Origin of the sequence: Caballeronia sp. SBC1 (genome assembly GCF_011493005.1) — a bacterium.
Lineage (GTDB): Bacteria > Pseudomonadota > Gammaproteobacteria > Burkholderiales > Burkholderiaceae > Caballeronia.
The window spans coordinates 826,415-842,812 of sequence record NZ_CP049157.1; the positions used below are offsets into that span (position 1 = coordinate 826,415).

General features: G+C 60.0%; 14 protein-coding genes. 11 read left to right on the forward strand and 3 right to left on the reverse strand.

The annotated features are described in order from the left end of the window. Positions 1–151 precede the first annotated feature (151 nt). On the forward strand, positions 152–2,017 hold the full coding sequence (locus SBC1_RS21775; protein WP_165096465.1) for an SUMF1/EgtB/PvdO family nonheme iron enzyme: 1,866 nt from the start codon (positions 152–154) through the stop codon (positions 2,015–2,017). 38 nt (positions 2,018–2,055) lie between these two features. Here the strand turns inward: SBC1_RS21775 and SBC1_RS21780 are convergent, their stop codons facing one another. Further along, positions 2,056–4,116, reverse strand: a complete 2,061-nt coding sequence (locus SBC1_RS21780; protein WP_165096448.1) for a serine/threonine protein kinase — start codon at positions 4,114–4,116, stop codon at positions 2,056–2,058. A 379-nt stretch (positions 4,117–4,495) separates the two neighbouring features. Between SBC1_RS21780 and SBC1_RS21785 the strand changes: the two genes are divergently transcribed. The 7 genes from SBC1_RS21785 to speG all read left to right on the forward strand — a co-directional run bounded on the left by SBC1_RS21785 (position 4,496) and on the right by speG (position 9,837). Beyond that, a complete protein-coding gene (locus tag SBC1_RS21785) occupies positions 4,496–4,762 on the forward strand; it encodes a hypothetical protein (protein ID WP_165096443.1) in 267 nt (88 codons plus the stop codon). An 82-nt stretch (positions 4,763–4,844) separates the two neighbouring features. Further along, positions 4,845–5,120, forward strand: a complete 276-nt coding sequence (locus SBC1_RS21790; protein WP_165096439.1) for a hypothetical protein — start codon at positions 4,845–4,847, stop codon at positions 5,118–5,120. A 137-nt stretch (positions 5,121–5,257) separates the two neighbouring features. Further along, positions 5,258–5,479, forward strand: a complete 222-nt coding sequence (locus SBC1_RS21795) for a hypothetical protein (RefSeq protein WP_165093750.1) — start codon at positions 5,258–5,260, stop codon at positions 5,477–5,479. A gap of 300 nt (positions 5,480–5,779) precedes the next feature. Beyond that, a complete protein-coding gene (locus SBC1_RS21800; protein WP_165096436.1) occupies positions 5,780–7,174 on the forward strand; it encodes a selenium-binding family protein in 1,395 nt (464 codons plus the stop codon). Positions 7,175–7,247: 73 nt separating this feature from the next. Next, on the forward strand, positions 7,248–7,892 hold the full coding sequence (locus SBC1_RS21805; RefSeq protein ID WP_241202239.1) for a hypothetical protein: 645 nt from the start codon (positions 7,248–7,250) through the stop codon (positions 7,890–7,892). A gap of 354 nt (positions 7,893–8,246) precedes the next feature. Next, on the forward strand, positions 8,247–9,218 hold the full coding sequence (locus SBC1_RS21810) for a LysR family transcriptional regulator (protein WP_165096433.1): 972 nt from the start codon (positions 8,247–8,249) through the stop codon (positions 9,216–9,218). A 76-nt stretch (positions 9,219–9,294) separates the two neighbouring features. Next, a complete protein-coding gene (gene speG / locus SBC1_RS21815) occupies positions 9,295–9,837 on the forward strand; it encodes a spermidine N1-acetyltransferase (RefSeq protein WP_165096430.1) in 543 nt (180 codons plus the stop codon). A gap of 132 nt (positions 9,838–9,969) precedes the next feature. Here speG and SBC1_RS21820 read toward each other — a convergent pair whose 3' ends face one another. After that, positions 9,970–11,175: a porin gene (locus SBC1_RS21820; protein ID WP_165096427.1), complete on the reverse strand. Its 1,206-nt coding sequence runs from the start codon at positions 11,173–11,175 to the stop codon at positions 9,970–9,972. 380 nt (positions 11,176–11,555) lie between these two features. Between SBC1_RS21820 and SBC1_RS21825 the strand changes: the two genes are divergently transcribed. The 3 genes from SBC1_RS21825 to SBC1_RS21835 all read left to right on the forward strand — a co-directional run bounded on the left by SBC1_RS21825 (position 11,556) and on the right by SBC1_RS21835 (position 14,760). Continuing rightward, positions 11,556–12,455 carry an N-formylglutamate amidohydrolase gene (locus SBC1_RS21825; RefSeq protein ID WP_165101357.1) on the forward strand — a complete coding sequence of 300 codons (900 nt, stop codon included), beginning with the start codon at positions 11,556–11,558 and terminating at the stop codon, positions 12,453–12,455. Next, entirely contained in the window at positions 12,452–13,222 is a 771-nt protein-coding gene (locus tag SBC1_RS21830; protein ID WP_165096424.1) for an IclR family transcriptional regulator, read from the forward strand. The genes SBC1_RS21825 and SBC1_RS21830 overlap by 4 nt, the downstream gene beginning before the upstream one ends. Before the next feature lie 119 nt (positions 13,223–13,341). Continuing rightward, on the forward strand, positions 13,342–14,760 hold the full coding sequence (locus tag SBC1_RS21835) for a YfcC family protein (RefSeq protein ID WP_241202262.1): 1,419 nt from the start codon (positions 13,342–13,344) through the stop codon (positions 14,758–14,760). Between the two features lie 20 nt (positions 14,761–14,780). On the opposite strand, the gene SBC1_RS21840 is transcribed toward SBC1_RS21835, so the two are convergent. After that, positions 14,781–15,914 (reverse strand): glycosyltransferase, encoded by a 1,134-nt coding sequence (locus SBC1_RS21840; RefSeq protein ID WP_165096418.1) that lies wholly within the window; start codon positions 15,912–15,914, stop codon positions 14,781–14,783. Positions 15,915–16,398 lie beyond the last annotated feature (484 nt).

Sequence of the window (16,398 nt, forward strand, 5' to 3'; positions counted from 1 at the left end):
GCGTGCTATGGTTGGTTGTGATGCTCGCCCATCGGACGATTGGATTCTGCGTGAGTGCTTGTTGCGCTCCTGCGGACCATGCGGCTCTGGCGCGGTTCCTTGAGGGTGCCGTCGAATACCGGCACGGGGTGTGATCATGTGGCGAAGACTCATGTGGCGAAATCTGTGGCTCGCGGTCCTGCTAGGAGCGGTCGTATTCAGTAGCGGCGCTACTAAGCAGAATGGTGCGGTGCATCCGCGCCGTCTCGCGCTGGTCATCGGTAATGCGAACTATGGCGATCATTCGCTCGCCAACGCCGCGCGCGACGCGGCGGCGACCAGCAAGATGCTGACCCAGCTCGGCTTCGAGGTCATGACGTACTCGAACCTGGATCGCGCCCGCATGAACGAAGCGGTTCAAGAATTCAACAAGCGCCTGGCTGCTGGCGGTGTCGGGCTGGTCTATTTCGCCGGACATGCGATCCAGGTCGGCAAATCCACGCTGCTGCTGCCCGTCGACGCGCAGAGGTCACCTGTAGCTCCAATCACGCAGGGCATCGACTTGAACAGCATTCTTGCGGGCATGTCGGCATCCCGCAGCGACCAACTCAATCTGATCGTGCTCGATACCTGTCTGAACAATCCATACGACCCCGCCAACGTGAGCATTGTGCGGCCGCCCTCGCGGACGATCGTTGCGTATGCGGCCGCGCCCGGCGCATACGCGGCCGACGGCACGCGGCATGGCACGTACACCGCGGCATTGTTGCGCGCGATCAACCAGCCGGGGCGAAATATTGAAGACGTGCTGCACGATGTCGCGCGATCCGTGAGCCTTGCGACCGCGGGGCAGCAGGTGCCGTGGATGACGGAAGGACCGGCTGCGGCGGCAGACAGGTTCCAGTTCGCACCGTCCACTCTGCCAGCGAGCCATAGCTACAACCGCCGAAGCACCATGGCGGCCGAAACCGTGGTTCAGTTTCAAAGCCGGGGGATTCTTCCTAAGGATAGCAGCGAAGAATACGAACTTACCTTCTGGGAGTCGATCAAGGACAGCACCTACCCAAGCGACTATGAAGCGTATTTGAAGGCCTATCCCAACGGGCGCTTTGCCACGCTCGCGCACGCCCGTATCGACCGGCTTCGCGCCGCCGCCTCCGCCACGAAGGCGCAACCACCGGCTCAGGCCGACCATGCCCGCGCAGTAACTCCGCCGCCCCCGCCCGTTACGCCCGCACCGTCGCCTGCGGGAAAGGCTGCGGCCGCTTCCACGCCGCCTACCCCTGCTCCCACTCCGGCCATCAAGACAGTTGCTACTGCCGCTGGCGAGATCAAGGACTGCGCCACGTGCCCGGCGCTGGTTTCGCTACCGGGCGGTACGTTCGAAATGGGCAGTAATTCTGACGATCCTGCCGAACGCCCCGTGCATCGGGTCAGCATTGGCCGGCCGTTCGCTATCGGCAAATATGAAGTGACCATCGAGCAGTGGAACGCGTGCGCGGATGCAACGGGGTGTCCGCGAATCGATATGGAAGGCAATGTCTCGAAGTCCGCACCCGTGCGAAATTTAAGCTGGGACGACGCGCAGGTCTACGTCAAATGGCTGTCCAAGACGACCGGCAAGACGTATCGGCTCCCGACTGAAGCCGAGTGGGAATACGCCGCGCGCGGCGGTACCACCACGACCTACTGGTGGGGCAACGAGATGCGCAAGGGGTATGCCGACTGCAAGGACTGCGGCGAGCCGTGGCGCAAGGATAGTCCGGTGAACGTGGGCTCGTTCCTGCCTAACCCCTTCGGCCTCTTCGACATGAACGGCAGCGTGTGGGAATGGGTCGGCGACTGCTGGCACAGCTCTTACAAGGGCGCGCCGGCGGACGGCCGTGTGTGGGATGAGCCGGGCTGCCCGATGCGCGTCATCCGCGGCGGCTCGTGGCCCGACGGCGCGGCCTACATGCAGTCGTCCACGCGGTTCAAATACAGCGCCAGCGTACGGCAATCGCAGAACGGCATGCGCGTGGCACGCGACATGAAATGACGAGGTCCTGCGGTGGGCTTTTGGTTTTGCAGCGGGCGTTATTGTTTGCGCGGATGCGTGTCGATCTGAACGAGATCCACGGCGATCTTGTCACGCCCGAATTTGTTCGCGATGTCGGCGAGCCGCTTCTCCACCGCTCGCAGATAATCCGCTCGCGGCTCGCTGTCGGGCCTGATCGTATCGAACAGGGCGGTGGGCGTGACGAGCAGCACGATCATCTCCGAGCCGAACGGCTTCGAGACGATCCAGTCGCCCGCGCTCCCAATAGTTGCGGCGTAGTTAGGCGGCGCCTGATTGTCCTTCGAACGTGCGTTCGGCAGCAGGTGGACCACGCTGCCATCGAGTTGAAAATAGTCGATATTGACCCATGAATCGTAGGGCGGCGTGGTGACCTGAACGATCAGCGGCTGGCCTTCAGTCAACTGCGTATTGTGATCCCGTGTTTGTATCGATGCCGGCCGGCCAGTCGTCAAATAAGGCGCGATCAGCTTGAGCATGTCGCATTTATCGTCGTCGACTTCCTGAACCTGCACGCTGGGATTGGTGACACCTGGAATCTGGCTCAGCGTCGTGCGCAACTTCTGCGTGCCATAGCTCCGGCCAAGATAGCCGCTCACACTAAGCACCTGGTCCTGCACCGACGCGACCAGTGCCGAACACGGCACACTCGCGAGCACGGGGGCAACCGTCGCGAGTGAAAGCGCGGGGACAGCCGGCATGACCGGCGCCGCGATGACTTTCTCTGCCGGCGCAGCGGCGTTCTCCTGCGGTGCGGTGCGATGCGATGACGCATAGAAATAGCCGCCCGCCGCCACCACGGCGACTACGCCCGCCGAGACAGCCGCCTTGACCGCGGCGCCGGACAACCCGCTGAGCTTTTGGGTATCGCCGAATTCCTGCAGGAAGTGCGTGACCGTCGGCATGCGCGCGTTGCGCTCGAATGCGAGCGACGTCCTCAGCGCCCGCCATTGCCGCGTCCCCAGACCATCGGGACGCTGCGGCTTGAGGCCCGAGCTGCGCGCCTGGGTTGCGGGTACGCGGTCGAAGGGATGCCGTCCAGTCAGCAACTCGTAGGTCGTGCAGCCGAGTGCATAGATGTCGTCGCGCGGATCGGGCTCGCGATGCTCCAGCATCTCCGGGCTCGCATAAGCGGGCGTCAGCGCGCCGAGACTGCCGGGATCGAAGATCGTGACGTCGGTCTCTTCTTCGGGCCGCTGGAACACGCGGGCAATCCCGAAGTCGATGACCTTCACCTCGCCGGTATCGGTGAGGAACACATTGGCGGGTTTGAAGTCGCAATGCACGAAACCACGCTCGTGCGCGTAGGCAAGCGCATTTGCCATACCTTTGAAGATCGGCAAGGCCTCCGCGTACGGCATGCCCTTGAACTCCGGAGTCCGCAAGATCCGGCTCAGCGGCTTGCCGGACAAATATTCCATGGTCAGGTAAACCACTGGGCCATCGCGATCGAAGTCGTACACCGTCACGATGTTTCGATGCCCAAGCGCCTGCGCCTTCTTGGCTTCGCGCTGCAATGCAATGAGCGATTTCGGATTACCGCGAAACTGCAGATTCAGCACTTTGATCGCAATGTACGGACGGCGATCGGAGGCTTCGAGCTTGCGCAGGTCGAGCGCCTTGTAGACGGTCCCCATGCCGCCCACACCAAGACATTCCTCGAGCACGAAGCGCCCGTTGAGAGTGTCACCCACCTCCTTGACCTGATCCGTGTCCGAGATCACGAAATCGCGCGCGGGCGGAGAGGATTGGGAAGCCGGTTGTGAGGCGGGCGGTGAAGCCGGTTGTGAAGAGAACGGCGGCGGCGTCCGTTGTTGCAACGCGCCTGGCGAAGTCTGCAGGCGAGTCTCTTCGGCATCCGCGCCATGACTCGCCAGCGACGCCTGCTCTATCCGCCGATGCACTGCCGCATACAGGTCGGCTGGCAGCGGCGTCCTGGCTTGTTCTTCGCGAAGTATTTCGAGGAGGCGCCCGGGCGATGTGTCGTCGACGGACAACGCGCTATCGACGAGTATTAGAAACTCATCACGCGATGCACCACTGCTTTGGTAGGTTCGGATAGCTTGCGCAAGACTGGTCATCTCTACGGCTCGTACGCGGCTCCATAGTGAATATTTTGTCTGTAGTTACCCGCACTCGCAGTGTTTCGATACTAGGTGAGAGCCCTGCCTTTCGCAATATGGTTTCGTTGCGGATGTTCGATCGGGCACATGTTGCTTCAGGCCCAACAGATCGGGCTCCGGCTGTTGGCCGGATTCCGTCAGGTGTTTCGAACTCCAGCACGAGCGCGCGCATGGTGCGTGCTTCCCCGATTCCGCCGAGCCTTATTCCACAAGCCTTCGGGGATTATTTCATCGCGAACCGACACTTCTGGCACAGGCCATGCATTAGTGTCCAGCGAGCAGACATGATGCTCACCAACCTTTAAAGCCACCTGGCTTAACCCTTAGGAGAACTGCCATGAAATCACTCACCATCAAAGACCTGTCCGTTACTGAAGAACTCGACAGCCGCGCCATGTCGGCCGTACGCGGTGGCAACCTGCCCAGCTACTGGCCTGGCGTCAACGTGTCCTCGTACGAAGCTTCGTTCGATGCCACTCAACTGATCAGTCAGTCGCAGAACACGCTGAACAACAACGGCAACAACGTGGCGTTCGCGAGCGGCATTCACTCGACGGTCGACCCGAAGCAGACCGCCAACAACAAGAACACGATCAACTTCTGAAGCTGCGCGGCGACCCGGAGGCCTCGCGGTCTCCCGGTTGCCCGTTCAGGCCGCCCTTACTTTTTTTGATTGGAGCAACGCCATGTCTTCCATCACGATTCACGATTTATCTCACAACCGGGAGCTGGACCGCCACGCCATGTCGGACGTGCGCGGCGGCAACTCGTCGCTTCCCAACGCCGGTGCTTTGGCCAACGTCAACGTCGCAGTGAACACGAACGAGAACATCGTTCAGGTTCAAAACGTGGAGGTCAATGCGCTCAACAATGTCGGCGTGATCGGCGCCGGCTTCGGGCCGCTGCGCCTGAGCGTGAGTCCGTCCCAGTATGCAAGCACCGGTGCAGCCTTCGCTTTGTGAAGCACGGGCAATGCAGGTCTGCTTGACGTCAACGTCCGCTGCGGGAAGACCCTTCCCTCAGCGGATCTGGCGTTTCCAGGTGCCTAATTTGCCTATACTGGATTGAACGAAAACCCTCACTTTTCCTGGATGACACCATGGCTGCAATTCTGATCAAGGATCTACCCGACAGCGTGGAACTCGACAAGCAGGCGATGAGCGCGATTGTCGGCGGCGCAAGATCCAGCGCCCGTCCGGCATTTCGCTCGTATGCAACGCCAGCTAACAGCACGAGGATCGTCAATTTTCCGGCTAACCAGATTGGAGTCGCCGCAGCTCAACCCGCGGCCAAAGCCAGAAGTCGGAAAGCGCGCAAATAGACTGGTTTGGCGCACGCGCGCACCGAACGCCCGGCAAACACCATCCGGGCGTTTGCATTTGCGTCGGCATTTGCGTCGGCATTTGCGTCGGCATTCGGCGGCGTTTGCGGCGAGGTGCGGCAGATAAACCCGCCCATATCGCTGCATGGCATTCCCTTAGAAGAAATCAAGCTTTTGCCGCTAAGCCGCTTGATCAATGGAAAGCTGGAAACAGGGTATATTTCCCTGATGGTTCTGCGGGTATTCCTTGGAGCGGCCTCTACCGGGCCACCACGGAAAAACAATCCCTGGAGAAATGACATGGCAAATTGGACACCGGATCCAACGTTCTATCCTTCCCCACGGATGGCCATGAAAGCGCCGCACGAAGCCATTGCGTATGTCGCGAGTTTCGATCCCACGCGGCAGGTGCCGGATGCCATTGCCGTTGTAGACGTGGACCCCGGCTCACCCAGCTATTCACAAGTGATCAGCAACGTTGCCATGCCCAACGCGGGCGACGAGCTTCATCATTTCGGCTGGAACGCCTGCAGTTCCTGCTTATGCCCGAATGCACCCCATCCGCACGCCGAGCGTCGCTATCTGGTCGTGCCTGGTTTGCGATCGTCGCGAATTCATATTCTCGATACCAAGGCCGACCCGCGCAACCCGACAATCGTGCGCGTGCTGGAGCCCGCCGAAGTCGCCGAAAAAGCGGGTTATACGCGGCCCCATACGGTTCACTGCGGACCCGAGGGAATCTACGTGGCCGCATTGGCGAACGCTGAAGGCGAAGCGCCGGGCGGTATTTTCCTGATGGATCACGAGACCTTCGACATTCGCGGTCAATGGGAAATAGATCGTGGTCCTCAACAACTATCCTACGACGCCTGGTGGCACCTCGGGCATGACACCTTGGTCACGAGCGAATGGGGCTTGCCGGCAACGTTTGAAAACGGCCTCGTCCCGGAGGTCCTGCTAGGTGGCCAATACGGACACAAGCTGCATTTCTGGGACTTGCATACACGCAAGCATAAGCAGGAAATCGATTTCGGCGCGGAGAACCAGCTCGTGTTCGAACTGCGTCCGGCTCACGATCCGACCAAGGCATACGGCTTCGTCAACTCCGTGATCAGCCTGAACGATTTATCCGCGTCGATCTGGACGTGGTTCCGCGATGGTGACAAGTGGAACGTCAAGAAGATCATCGAGATTCCGGCCGAGCCTGCCAACCCTGATCTGTTGCCGCCCATGCTGAAGGGTTTCGGCGCCGTGCCTCCGCTTGTCACTGACATCGACCTGTCGATGGATGACCGCTTTCTCTACGTCGCGTGCTGGGGGACCGGTGACTTGCGGCAATATGACGTGTCCGATCCCTTCGCGCCGAAGCTCACGGGGACCGTGAGGATCGGTGGCATCGTATCGCGCGAATCGCATCCGAAGGCGGCCGGCCGCCCTTTGAACGGCGGACCGCAGATGGTCGAGGTCAGCCGCGACGGCCGCCGCGTGTATTTCACCAATTCGCTATACGGCGTTATCGACGAGCAGTTTTATCCCGATGGTCTCAATGGCTGGATGGTGAAGCTGGATGCGTCGCCCGAGGGCGGTATTGAATTCGATCCGCGCTTCCTGGTCGAGTGGCCTTCCACGCATCGGCCGCATCAGGTGCGGCTCGAGGGCGGCGATTGTTCGTCGGACTCGTATTGTTATCCGTGACGTTGTCCATGACGTTGCCCCCGACGTTGCCCATGAGCCGCGGCTCTCGCGAAGCGCTAACGTCGGGCGCGTCATGAACATGACATGGGCCGGAACGGGCCACGCGTGGGAATGGTTCGCGATTGCAGGGCTTGGCGTGTTTCATGGAATCAATCCCGCCATGGGCTGGCTGTTCGCGGTCGCCCTCGGTCTGCATCGACGCAGCCGGCGGGTCGTCCTTCTCGCGATCCCGCCAATGGCATTGGGCCACGCACTCTCTATTGGCATAGTCGCCGCGCTCGTGGTCACTACAGGGATGGTCGTGGACAGCCACTTCATCCGCATCGCATGCGGCGCCCTGCTCGTTGCCTGGGCTGTGTATCAGGTTCGCTACGGGCACCGGCACCGCGTGCGGGTTGGCATGACGACAGGTTTTGCCGGCCTCGTCCTCTGGTCCTTCCTGATGGCGACCGCACACGGCGCTGGCCTCATGCTGATTCCAGCGCTGATCCCATTGTGCGGGGCCGTGGCAGGCCAATCATCCGCCGCTCCGCTGCTGGTCTCCCTCGCCGCTGTCGGCCTGCATACGCTGGCCACCTTGCTCGTGACAGGCGCCATCGCGTTGCTGGTGTACGACTGGCTGGGCGTGGGCATCCTCAGGCGCGGCTGGATCAACTTCGACAGGCTCTGGACCATCGGGCTCGCGGGCACCGGCATGTTGCTGATCGCCACCGCTTAGCTCCCGAGTGCCGGGTTGCTCGCCCGGCTTCGGGAAGCGCCTATCATTCCTCACTCGTACGCCAAAGTACGCCAAACCGGGCGACGGCTGCCAGGCGGCGATAATACGGCTTCCGCAGTCTGCCTGCCCGACAGCGGCGATCGTCGGCTACGATTGACGTCCATGGTCTGCGAGACGCGTCCCGGCTGCGGGTTTCGCCTGATCTCAAGAGAACACCCGCGCCCGCCGGAAACCACAACCTTGTTTGTCACTGAACACTAAGCTAAGCGAAAACGATAATGAAAAAACCGCCTGTATATCGAGTAAGCAAAGAAGCTTTCAGTGTCGTTTTAATTCACGCATAGGCGCACGGTGATGGCTCAAAGCTACTCGAACTGGTTCGTGCGCGCTCGCCTCAAGACGCGGCAGCTGATGCTGCTTGCCGCAATGGAAGAAGAAGGCAACGTCCGCCGCGCCGCCGATGTCCTCGGCATGACGCAGCCGGCTGCATCGCGTTTATTGAAGGAGCTGGAGGACGTGCTGGAGGTGCGGCTCTTCGACCGCACGCCGCACGGGATGCACGCCACGCTGTACGGCGAAGTGATGATCCGGCATGCGCGCATGGTGCTCTCGAATTTGAACCAGGCGCACGACGAGATCTCCGCGTTGCGCGCGGGACTCGTGGGTCAGGTGCAAATTGGCGCGATTGCTGCAGCCGCTGCAACCATGGTGCCGCTTGCCATCGCACGCGTGAAAACGCGTTATCCGCAATTGCAGATCTGGCTGCAAGTGGAGACGTCGGACGTCATGCTGCCGCTGGTTGCAGAGGGCCACCTCGACATCATGATCGGCCGCGTGCTCGAGCGGCAGGGTCAGTTCAAGGATGCGGTGCGTTACGAGCCTATTGCCGAGGAACCGCTTTGTGTGGTCGTGCGCCCCGGGCATCCGCTCGAACAGGCGGCCGGTCTGACCATGCATGACATTGTCGATGCAGGCTGGGTTCTGCATCCTCCAGGCAGCGTGCTGCGGCATAGATTCGACATGGTGTTTTCGCAGATGGGCCTCAGTTCACCGCGGAATGTGGTGAATACCAACAACATCGTCGCTATCTCGGGAATTTTGCTGCAGAGCGACATGCTCGCTGTGATGCCCGAAGAGGTCGCGCGGCAATACGAGGAATTCGGCACGCTCAAACGGCTGGCCATTGAATTGCCGTTCCGCATGGATGCATTTGGCATCATCACGCGGCAAACGCAATTGTTGTCGCCCGCTGCAACCGTTGTGCTTCAGGCGCTGCACGACGCCGCGCTCGAAGTGTATGGCGCGCGGCAGGTTGCTATCGCTTAAGGCCTGTGCACTAGAACGCACGCGCGAGCCCTTACGTTATATTGCAGGTCGATCCACCATTCACGGAGTGTTAGCCATGATCATCGAAGAGAATAGCCAGCTCATGCTGCGGCCACTCGAACGTACCGATCTCCACTTCGTCCACAGCCTCAACAACAACGCAAAGATCATGCGTTACTGGTTCGAAGAACCCTATGAAACGTTCTCTGAGCTGTCCCAGCTATACGATCGCCACGTGCATGATCTGCGTGAACGCCGGTTTGTCGCCGTCGACAAGGGCGGCGAGACCATAGGGCTCGCGGAATTAATCGAGCTTGATTACATCCATAGGCGCGGCGAGTTCCAGATCATCATTGCGCCTGGCGCGCAAGGTCAGGGGTATGCGACGAGCGCGACCCTGCTCGCAACGGACTACGCGTTTTCCGTGCTCAATCTGCGCAAGCTTTACCTCATTGTGGATGTATCGAATCAGTCGGCCATTCATGTCTACGAGAAGTGTGGCTTCAAACAGGAAGCGGAACTGATCGAAGAGTTTTTTGGCAACGGCCGGTATCACAACGTGTATCGCATGTGCATTTTCCAGCACGATTTCCTCAAGCAAGCGCAGGCTGGCAAATAAGTAAGCACAAGTTGCGGAGTCCAGTGGGGCGAACTCAGTACACGTACTCGTGCAACAAATCACGCACGAGACAATCCGGGAACGAATCGCGAACGATCCGAACACCGACACCAACGCCGCCCCCGCCGTGGTTTAGAACTTGTGACGCAAACCGATCGTCATGGCGCTCTGCATCATGTCCGCACCCGGCGCGCCGCCAATGACACCCGGGTTGTACATATTCGATGCCCGCAGGTTGGCGAAATACGAATACACGTCGGTTCGTTTTGACAGCACGTAGTCAACCCCGACGTTGTATTGAGTCAGGCGTCCTTGCGTGCTCGTGCCCACGAAGCTGTAACGCGATTGCAGTACCGAAGCAATCAGTACCAGATCCGGCGCGACGAAATAGTTCGCTCCTACGTCGAAGACATTCGTTGCGCCGTTGTTCGAACCAGCGGCAGTAAAAGCACCCGCTCCCGCGATCCGCGTGAAGGCGCTTGAGAACGGGGCGGAGTTGCCACCGTAGGTCGCCAGAGGCTGCAAGGTGCGCGACCAGGACGCGTAGACACGGAACTTGTCGACCGTGTAGCTGGAGCCCAGCATCCAGGTCTTGACACAGGTTTGCCCGGCGCTGCCGAGCGTTGGATTGCAACCCGCGCCGGAGGCCGTGCCCTGATCACTGGAGCTGTTCGCTGCCTGCGTACCCGTGCCGAGCTTCGATTCCCAGTAGCCAAAACCAATGCCGAACGGGCCGTTCGCATAGTTCGCACCGAAGCCGAGCGACTGGCCGGTGGACAGGGAACCGGCGGTATTGCCGAAGCCGTAGGTCAGGTTCGCCTTGAAGCCACGGAATTCCGGGGAGTCGTAGCGCACCGAGTTATTCGAACGGGCGCCCCCAACACGATCCAGGTTGTTGTCGTGGACGCCGTTGATGAACACGCCGAAATTGGCCACGCTTGAATACCACGTGGCGATCTCGTCGATAAAGTCTTTGCGGCGCCCCAACTCCACCGTTCCGAACGGTCCCTCCAGTCCGACGACCGTCGTGCGTCCCAGCGGCAGGCCGCCCTGACCGGCCGTGCCGTTGGCAACAGAGAAGCCGCCCTCCAGGATGAACAACGCCTTCAATCCACCGCCAAGGTCCTCGGTGCCGCGCATGCCCCAGCGCGACTGCTGCAGGTCGCCGCTATCCACGCTGAAGCGGCTGCCGCCTGACGGCGCCACCCGGCTGCTATAGGACACCCCGCTGTCCAGCAGGCCATACAACGTCACCCTCGATTGCGCCGCTACGTTACCGCACAGCGCAGCGCCCATTCCCGCCCCTGCCAGCACCGTCACCAGACCTTTCCGACTCATCTTGAATCCCCGTGTGTTTTAAAAGAAGTGGGTGTTTTGTTTGTTTTATTAGATAAAACATCGTGTTATTAATTATTCAAGATCTGGAAAGTCCGCGTCAATCAATGTCAAAATTCCATGGTTCGAGCTTGGTTGGGCATCAAGATCGGCATGTTTTACGTGGCAAAACTCGTGGAATAAGCGGATGAAAGCTAGATTTAAGCTAACCGGCTCGCAATGCCCCTTGTTTTCAGCCACGAAAAAGGAACTTGACCGCCGATTTTGTTAACGGCTAAATATTGAAACGCTGGTTTATCTAATAAACCGAACGCTGTGCATTTCTCATTGAGGAGTGCCAGCGGGCTCCTGAGAACTAGTGAAAACGATAAGGAAAGGCACGCATAGTGACGTTCAGCAACAACACCCTCTCTTCGAACGAACGCGCGGCGTACTTCGTGACCCAGGCGCAGTCCTCACCGCTGCCAATCGTGTTCGACTCGCCACACAGCGGCATCGACTTACCTGCTGACTTCGGCACGATCGCGCCACGCGACGCAATCCTCACGTCGTGGGATGCGTTCGTCGATGAACTGTGGGCCGGCGTGCCCGAGCGTGGCGGCGTGCTGATAGGCGCGCACTTTCCACGGGCTTATATCGACGCGAATCGCGCGATCACGGATATTGACGCAGCGCTGCTCGCCGAGCCGTGGCCAGACCCTGTCGCGCCGCAAAAGTACACGCTGCGCGGCATGGGCCTGATCCGCCGCGATGCGCTGCCGAACGTGCCGCTGTATGACCGCAAGCTATCGGTGGCTGAGGTGCGGCATCGGATTGATACGTGCTACCTGCCCTACCGAGCAGCACTCGCCGATGCCGCAGAACGCGCGTATGCGCAGCACGGCGCGTTATGGCACATGGATTGTCATTCCATGAAATCGCGCGGTAACGAGATGAACGTGGATTCCGGTGAAGCGCGTCCGGACTTCGTCATCAGCGACCGCCTGGGCACGACATCGGACCCCGCCTTCACACGCTGGGTAGCACGCCATTTCGAAGCGGCGGGGTATCGCGTGCAAGTGAACGAGCCGTATCAGGGCGGCGACCTGCTGACCGCCGTCAGCAACCTCGCCCGCCACCGCAACAGCATCCAGATAGAAGTGAACCGTGCGCTGTATATGGACGAAGCAGCGTTCGCGAAGCACGCCGGTTTCGACACCCTCAAGCGCAACCTCGATACCTTCGCCGATGCACTCGCGGCCTATGTCCGAGCACAACTCAAAGTGATGAAGGAGCGGACATGAACTACATAGTGGATTCCGTCGACAGCGCGCTGAAGCTGCTGAGTTACGTGGCCGAACATCCCGGGCTCGGCGTGACCGAACTCGCGACGCAACTGGACATCAACAAGTCGCGCACTTACCGGATGCTGTGCACGCTGGAATTGCATCGCTTTGTCGTGCAGGACGCGCGCACGTCCAGCTATTCACTTGGGCCGCAAGCTTTCGTGCTTGGCGTGGCCGCCGCGCAGCAGAACACGCTCGTGCGCTCGGCGCAGAAGCACATGCTCGCGCTCAATCAGGCTATTAACGAAACCATCGTGCTGCGCGTGCGCGAAGGGCTGGAAACCGTATGCGTCGCGCGCTGTGAAACCACGCATCAGGTCCGCGCGGTCGGTGCAGTCGGCAACCGGCGTTCCGTTAATTCAGGTGCATCCGGCAAGGTGCTGCTCGCGTTTGCGCCGGATGCGGTCAGAAGCGAATACCTCGCTCGGCAGAAACAAATGCCGCAGGCACCGGACCTGATGAAGCTCATTGAAGAACTGGATGCGGTTGCGCGCAAAGGCTATGCAGTGAGCGTGGGCGAAGTCACGACAGGCGCCGTGGCGATCTCGGTACCGGTGCGTGACATGAGCGGCGCGGCGGTCGCGGCGGTCAGCATTTCGGGACCTGAGATGCGCATCAGCCGCGCCGAAATTCCTGATTATCTCGAGCGCCTGCAAGCCTGCAGCGAGACGATTTCCGCCGAACTCGGCTACGTGCCCGCGCGCCCCGCGAATCAGCCGGCCTGACTTTCTGCCTGACCCTGATCCTGCCCCTGACCCTGACCCTGACAACCAAACCGATCCGCAAAGGACACCAAGACATGCTCGCCGCCCCTCCTCCTCATGCCAGCAACGAAGCCCCGGACATGGAAGCCGTCGATGAGGAAAAGAAGCCCCACGGAAAAATGCTGCATCCGGTCGTGATGATGATGTGGGTGCTGTTCGCGGCGTTGGTGATGACGTATTTCATCGACTCGGGCCGCTTCGATCGCAACGACAAGCTCGTGATTCCGGGGACCTACCATGTTGTGCCGAAGACCCAGGGCATCGCGACGCTCATTGCGCCGAGCGTCACGAAAAGCACGCCTGAGCATGCAGCGCCTGCGAGCCTGATCTCCTCTTTCGTCGCGGTGCCGAACGGCCTCATCAAGAACGCGCCGCTGATCTTCATGGTGATGTTCGTGGGTGGCATGTTCGGCGTGATGCGCAAGACCGGCGTGGTCGATGCGGGGATCGACAGGCTGTTGCAACTCACTGCCGGCAACGTCTATGTACTCGCGCCGCTGCTAATGGTGCTGATCGGTCTCGGCAGCACGCTGCTTGGCTTCATCTCGGAGTATCTCGTGATCATTCCGATGGTCATGGTGCTCGCGAAACGGCTAGGTTTATCGAATCTGTTCGCGGTCGGCCTCGTCGCGATCGCAGCCAAGATCGGATATATAGCGTCAGTCACGAATCCCCTGTCGCTGGCGGTCGCGCAGCCGATTGTCGGCGTGCCCCTGTTCAGCGGGATTGCAATGCGCGTGGGCGTGTTTGTCGTGTTCCTTACGCTCGGCATCCTGTACCTGCTTAATCACGTGCGCAAGAGCGGATACAAGCGCGAAATCGTGCAAGCCGGGCTGCAGGCGCATCCGCAGACGAAGCTCTCGGGCCGCCATAAGGCGACGCTCGTGGTGCTCGCGATTGCAGCGGCCATGCTCGTGATCGGCACCCGCGCATTCAAGTGGGGCAACGTGGAATTGTCGGCGTTTTATGTGCTGATCAGCATCGTAACGGCGGCCGTTGGCCGGCTGGATTCGCGCAGCGCATCGGATGCGTTCGTGGACGGCATGAAGGGAATGATCCTCGCCGGGCTGCTGATCGGGCTGGCGGCATCAGTCGAATTGATCCTGCAGAACAGTCTTGTGCTCGATACGCTGATCAATTACTTCACCCGTCTTGCGCGTGGCCAGTCGAGCGTATGGGTCGCCAACGGACTCATGGCCGTGCAGATGATCCTGGACGTTTTCATTCCGTCGGTGTCGGGCAAGGCGGCGGTGAGCATGCCGATCATCGGACCGATCGCGCAGCTCTCAGGGGTCAGCGGGCAGACGTCGGTGCTGGCGTTTATTCTCGGCGGCGGACTCACGAACATGGTCACGCCGACCTCGGGCATGTTGCTCGCTTACCTTGCCACTGCGCGCGTTGGCTTCGGCGAGTGGATCAGGTTCATCCTGCCGTTGTTTGTGGTGTTGCTGCTGTTGTCAGGCGCTACGCTGGCGCTCGCGGTGGTAACGGGGTATTGAGCCACCGCTTGAGCCACTGCCTACGCACCTGCGAGCGATCCCGCCCGTTCGTTCGACTCTGCGTCCCGCAACATCTGATGAGTGAGCATGACATGTTGCCGGGCGAAGCCGCGCGTGGTCAGATCCTTCGATACCAACTCCTGCTGCGCTCGACGAATTCGCTTCGTCGTGCCTTCGGGGTCCTCGCCTAATGCGGCAACTGTCTCGCGCAGGCTTTGTGCATCGTGGACCGGTACGTATGAGACGGCGTCATCGGAGAAATAGTCGGACAGACCGCCTATGCCCGTTGCCACCACCGCCTTGCCGGCCATCACCGCTTCGAGCAACACCGTAATGCCCGATGCATGATGATTCGGATGAAGCGGTACGACAACCACATCGGCCCATGCATAGAGTGCACGTTGCTCCGCCAACCCCGACACCGGCGCGACCACAATGTTATCCGCCCGATCGGGACGCGTGACTTTGCGCTGGGTCGCCAGCCGCGCGCTAAAGCGCTTATCGTTTTCAAATGCAGTCATGAAGGTCTGCCAATCGCGATCACGATCGTTACCAATGGCAGCCACGCGCAACGGTTCGTGAGGGTGCCAATCAGACACCGGCTGCAAAGGGAAATCGTTGGTGCTGATGCCGTAGAGCACCACCGTTGCTTCGCGATTCCAGAATTTTTTTGTTAGCGCGGCATTGTCGTGCGTCAGGGTCGTCAGCAAGCTTGCCTGGCTTAACAGCCGCTTGAAGATGACACGTTTGAATACGCTAAGCGATTCCCAGATGTCGAGCAGCCACACGCTTTGTGCAAGCAGAAGCGGTTTATTCGGGCCACGCTTGAGCATCAGCAACAACGCAGCCGATAGATACTCGCGCTCCGTATGCGTCCAGATCACATCCGCTTCAAGCAGCGCTGCACGGTTGCGAAACGTGTGGATAAGATCGCAGCCAAGAAGCGCTTTCAAGCCGCGTCGAATAGTGCGGAGAACACGTCCTTCAGGGTGATCGTGCGAATACGAAAGCGATATCGAATCCGACGCGGCATGGTGATAACCATATAGGCATCCAACGTTCTCGTCCTTGCGATACACGCTCGGATCAACACCATAGTAAAGGTGAACATGAACGTTCGTCGGCCCGTTCGCCGCCGTGCTTTTCGCTCCCATATATTCCTCCATATCAGCGCGTATTTAACGCTAGATTCCCAAGCGCCTGACGCGCCGAAAAACGCATCCTACCGATGCAAGGCCGCGGAGGGAACGCCTTGAGGCAAGACATTCGCGCTCAAGCGATGGGTAACCCACACAACGCGTTGCATCTGGGCTGCGTGTTCGGCAGCGCTCATAACGCATGAGCCTGTTCTGTTATTAACGTGCGCGAACGAGCGACCAGGGAACCTGACAATCAAGGCTTGAGCGTGCCCTTCCCTTCGCTAACGACCAAGCATCACATCACTCAATGACTTCTCGTCGAAATAACAACAATTGACAAATACCCAAGCCCTTTCTGCTGTTTAAAGCGCGGTGCTGCACAAAGCGGGTATTACTCGGTAAGGTTTCCGAGCTCGTTCGTTCGGCTAGCCACATTCGCCGGAAAGCCCGCTTGTTAAATTCCGCCCGCTTTTACAGATAACAAACACCGGGGCGGTTC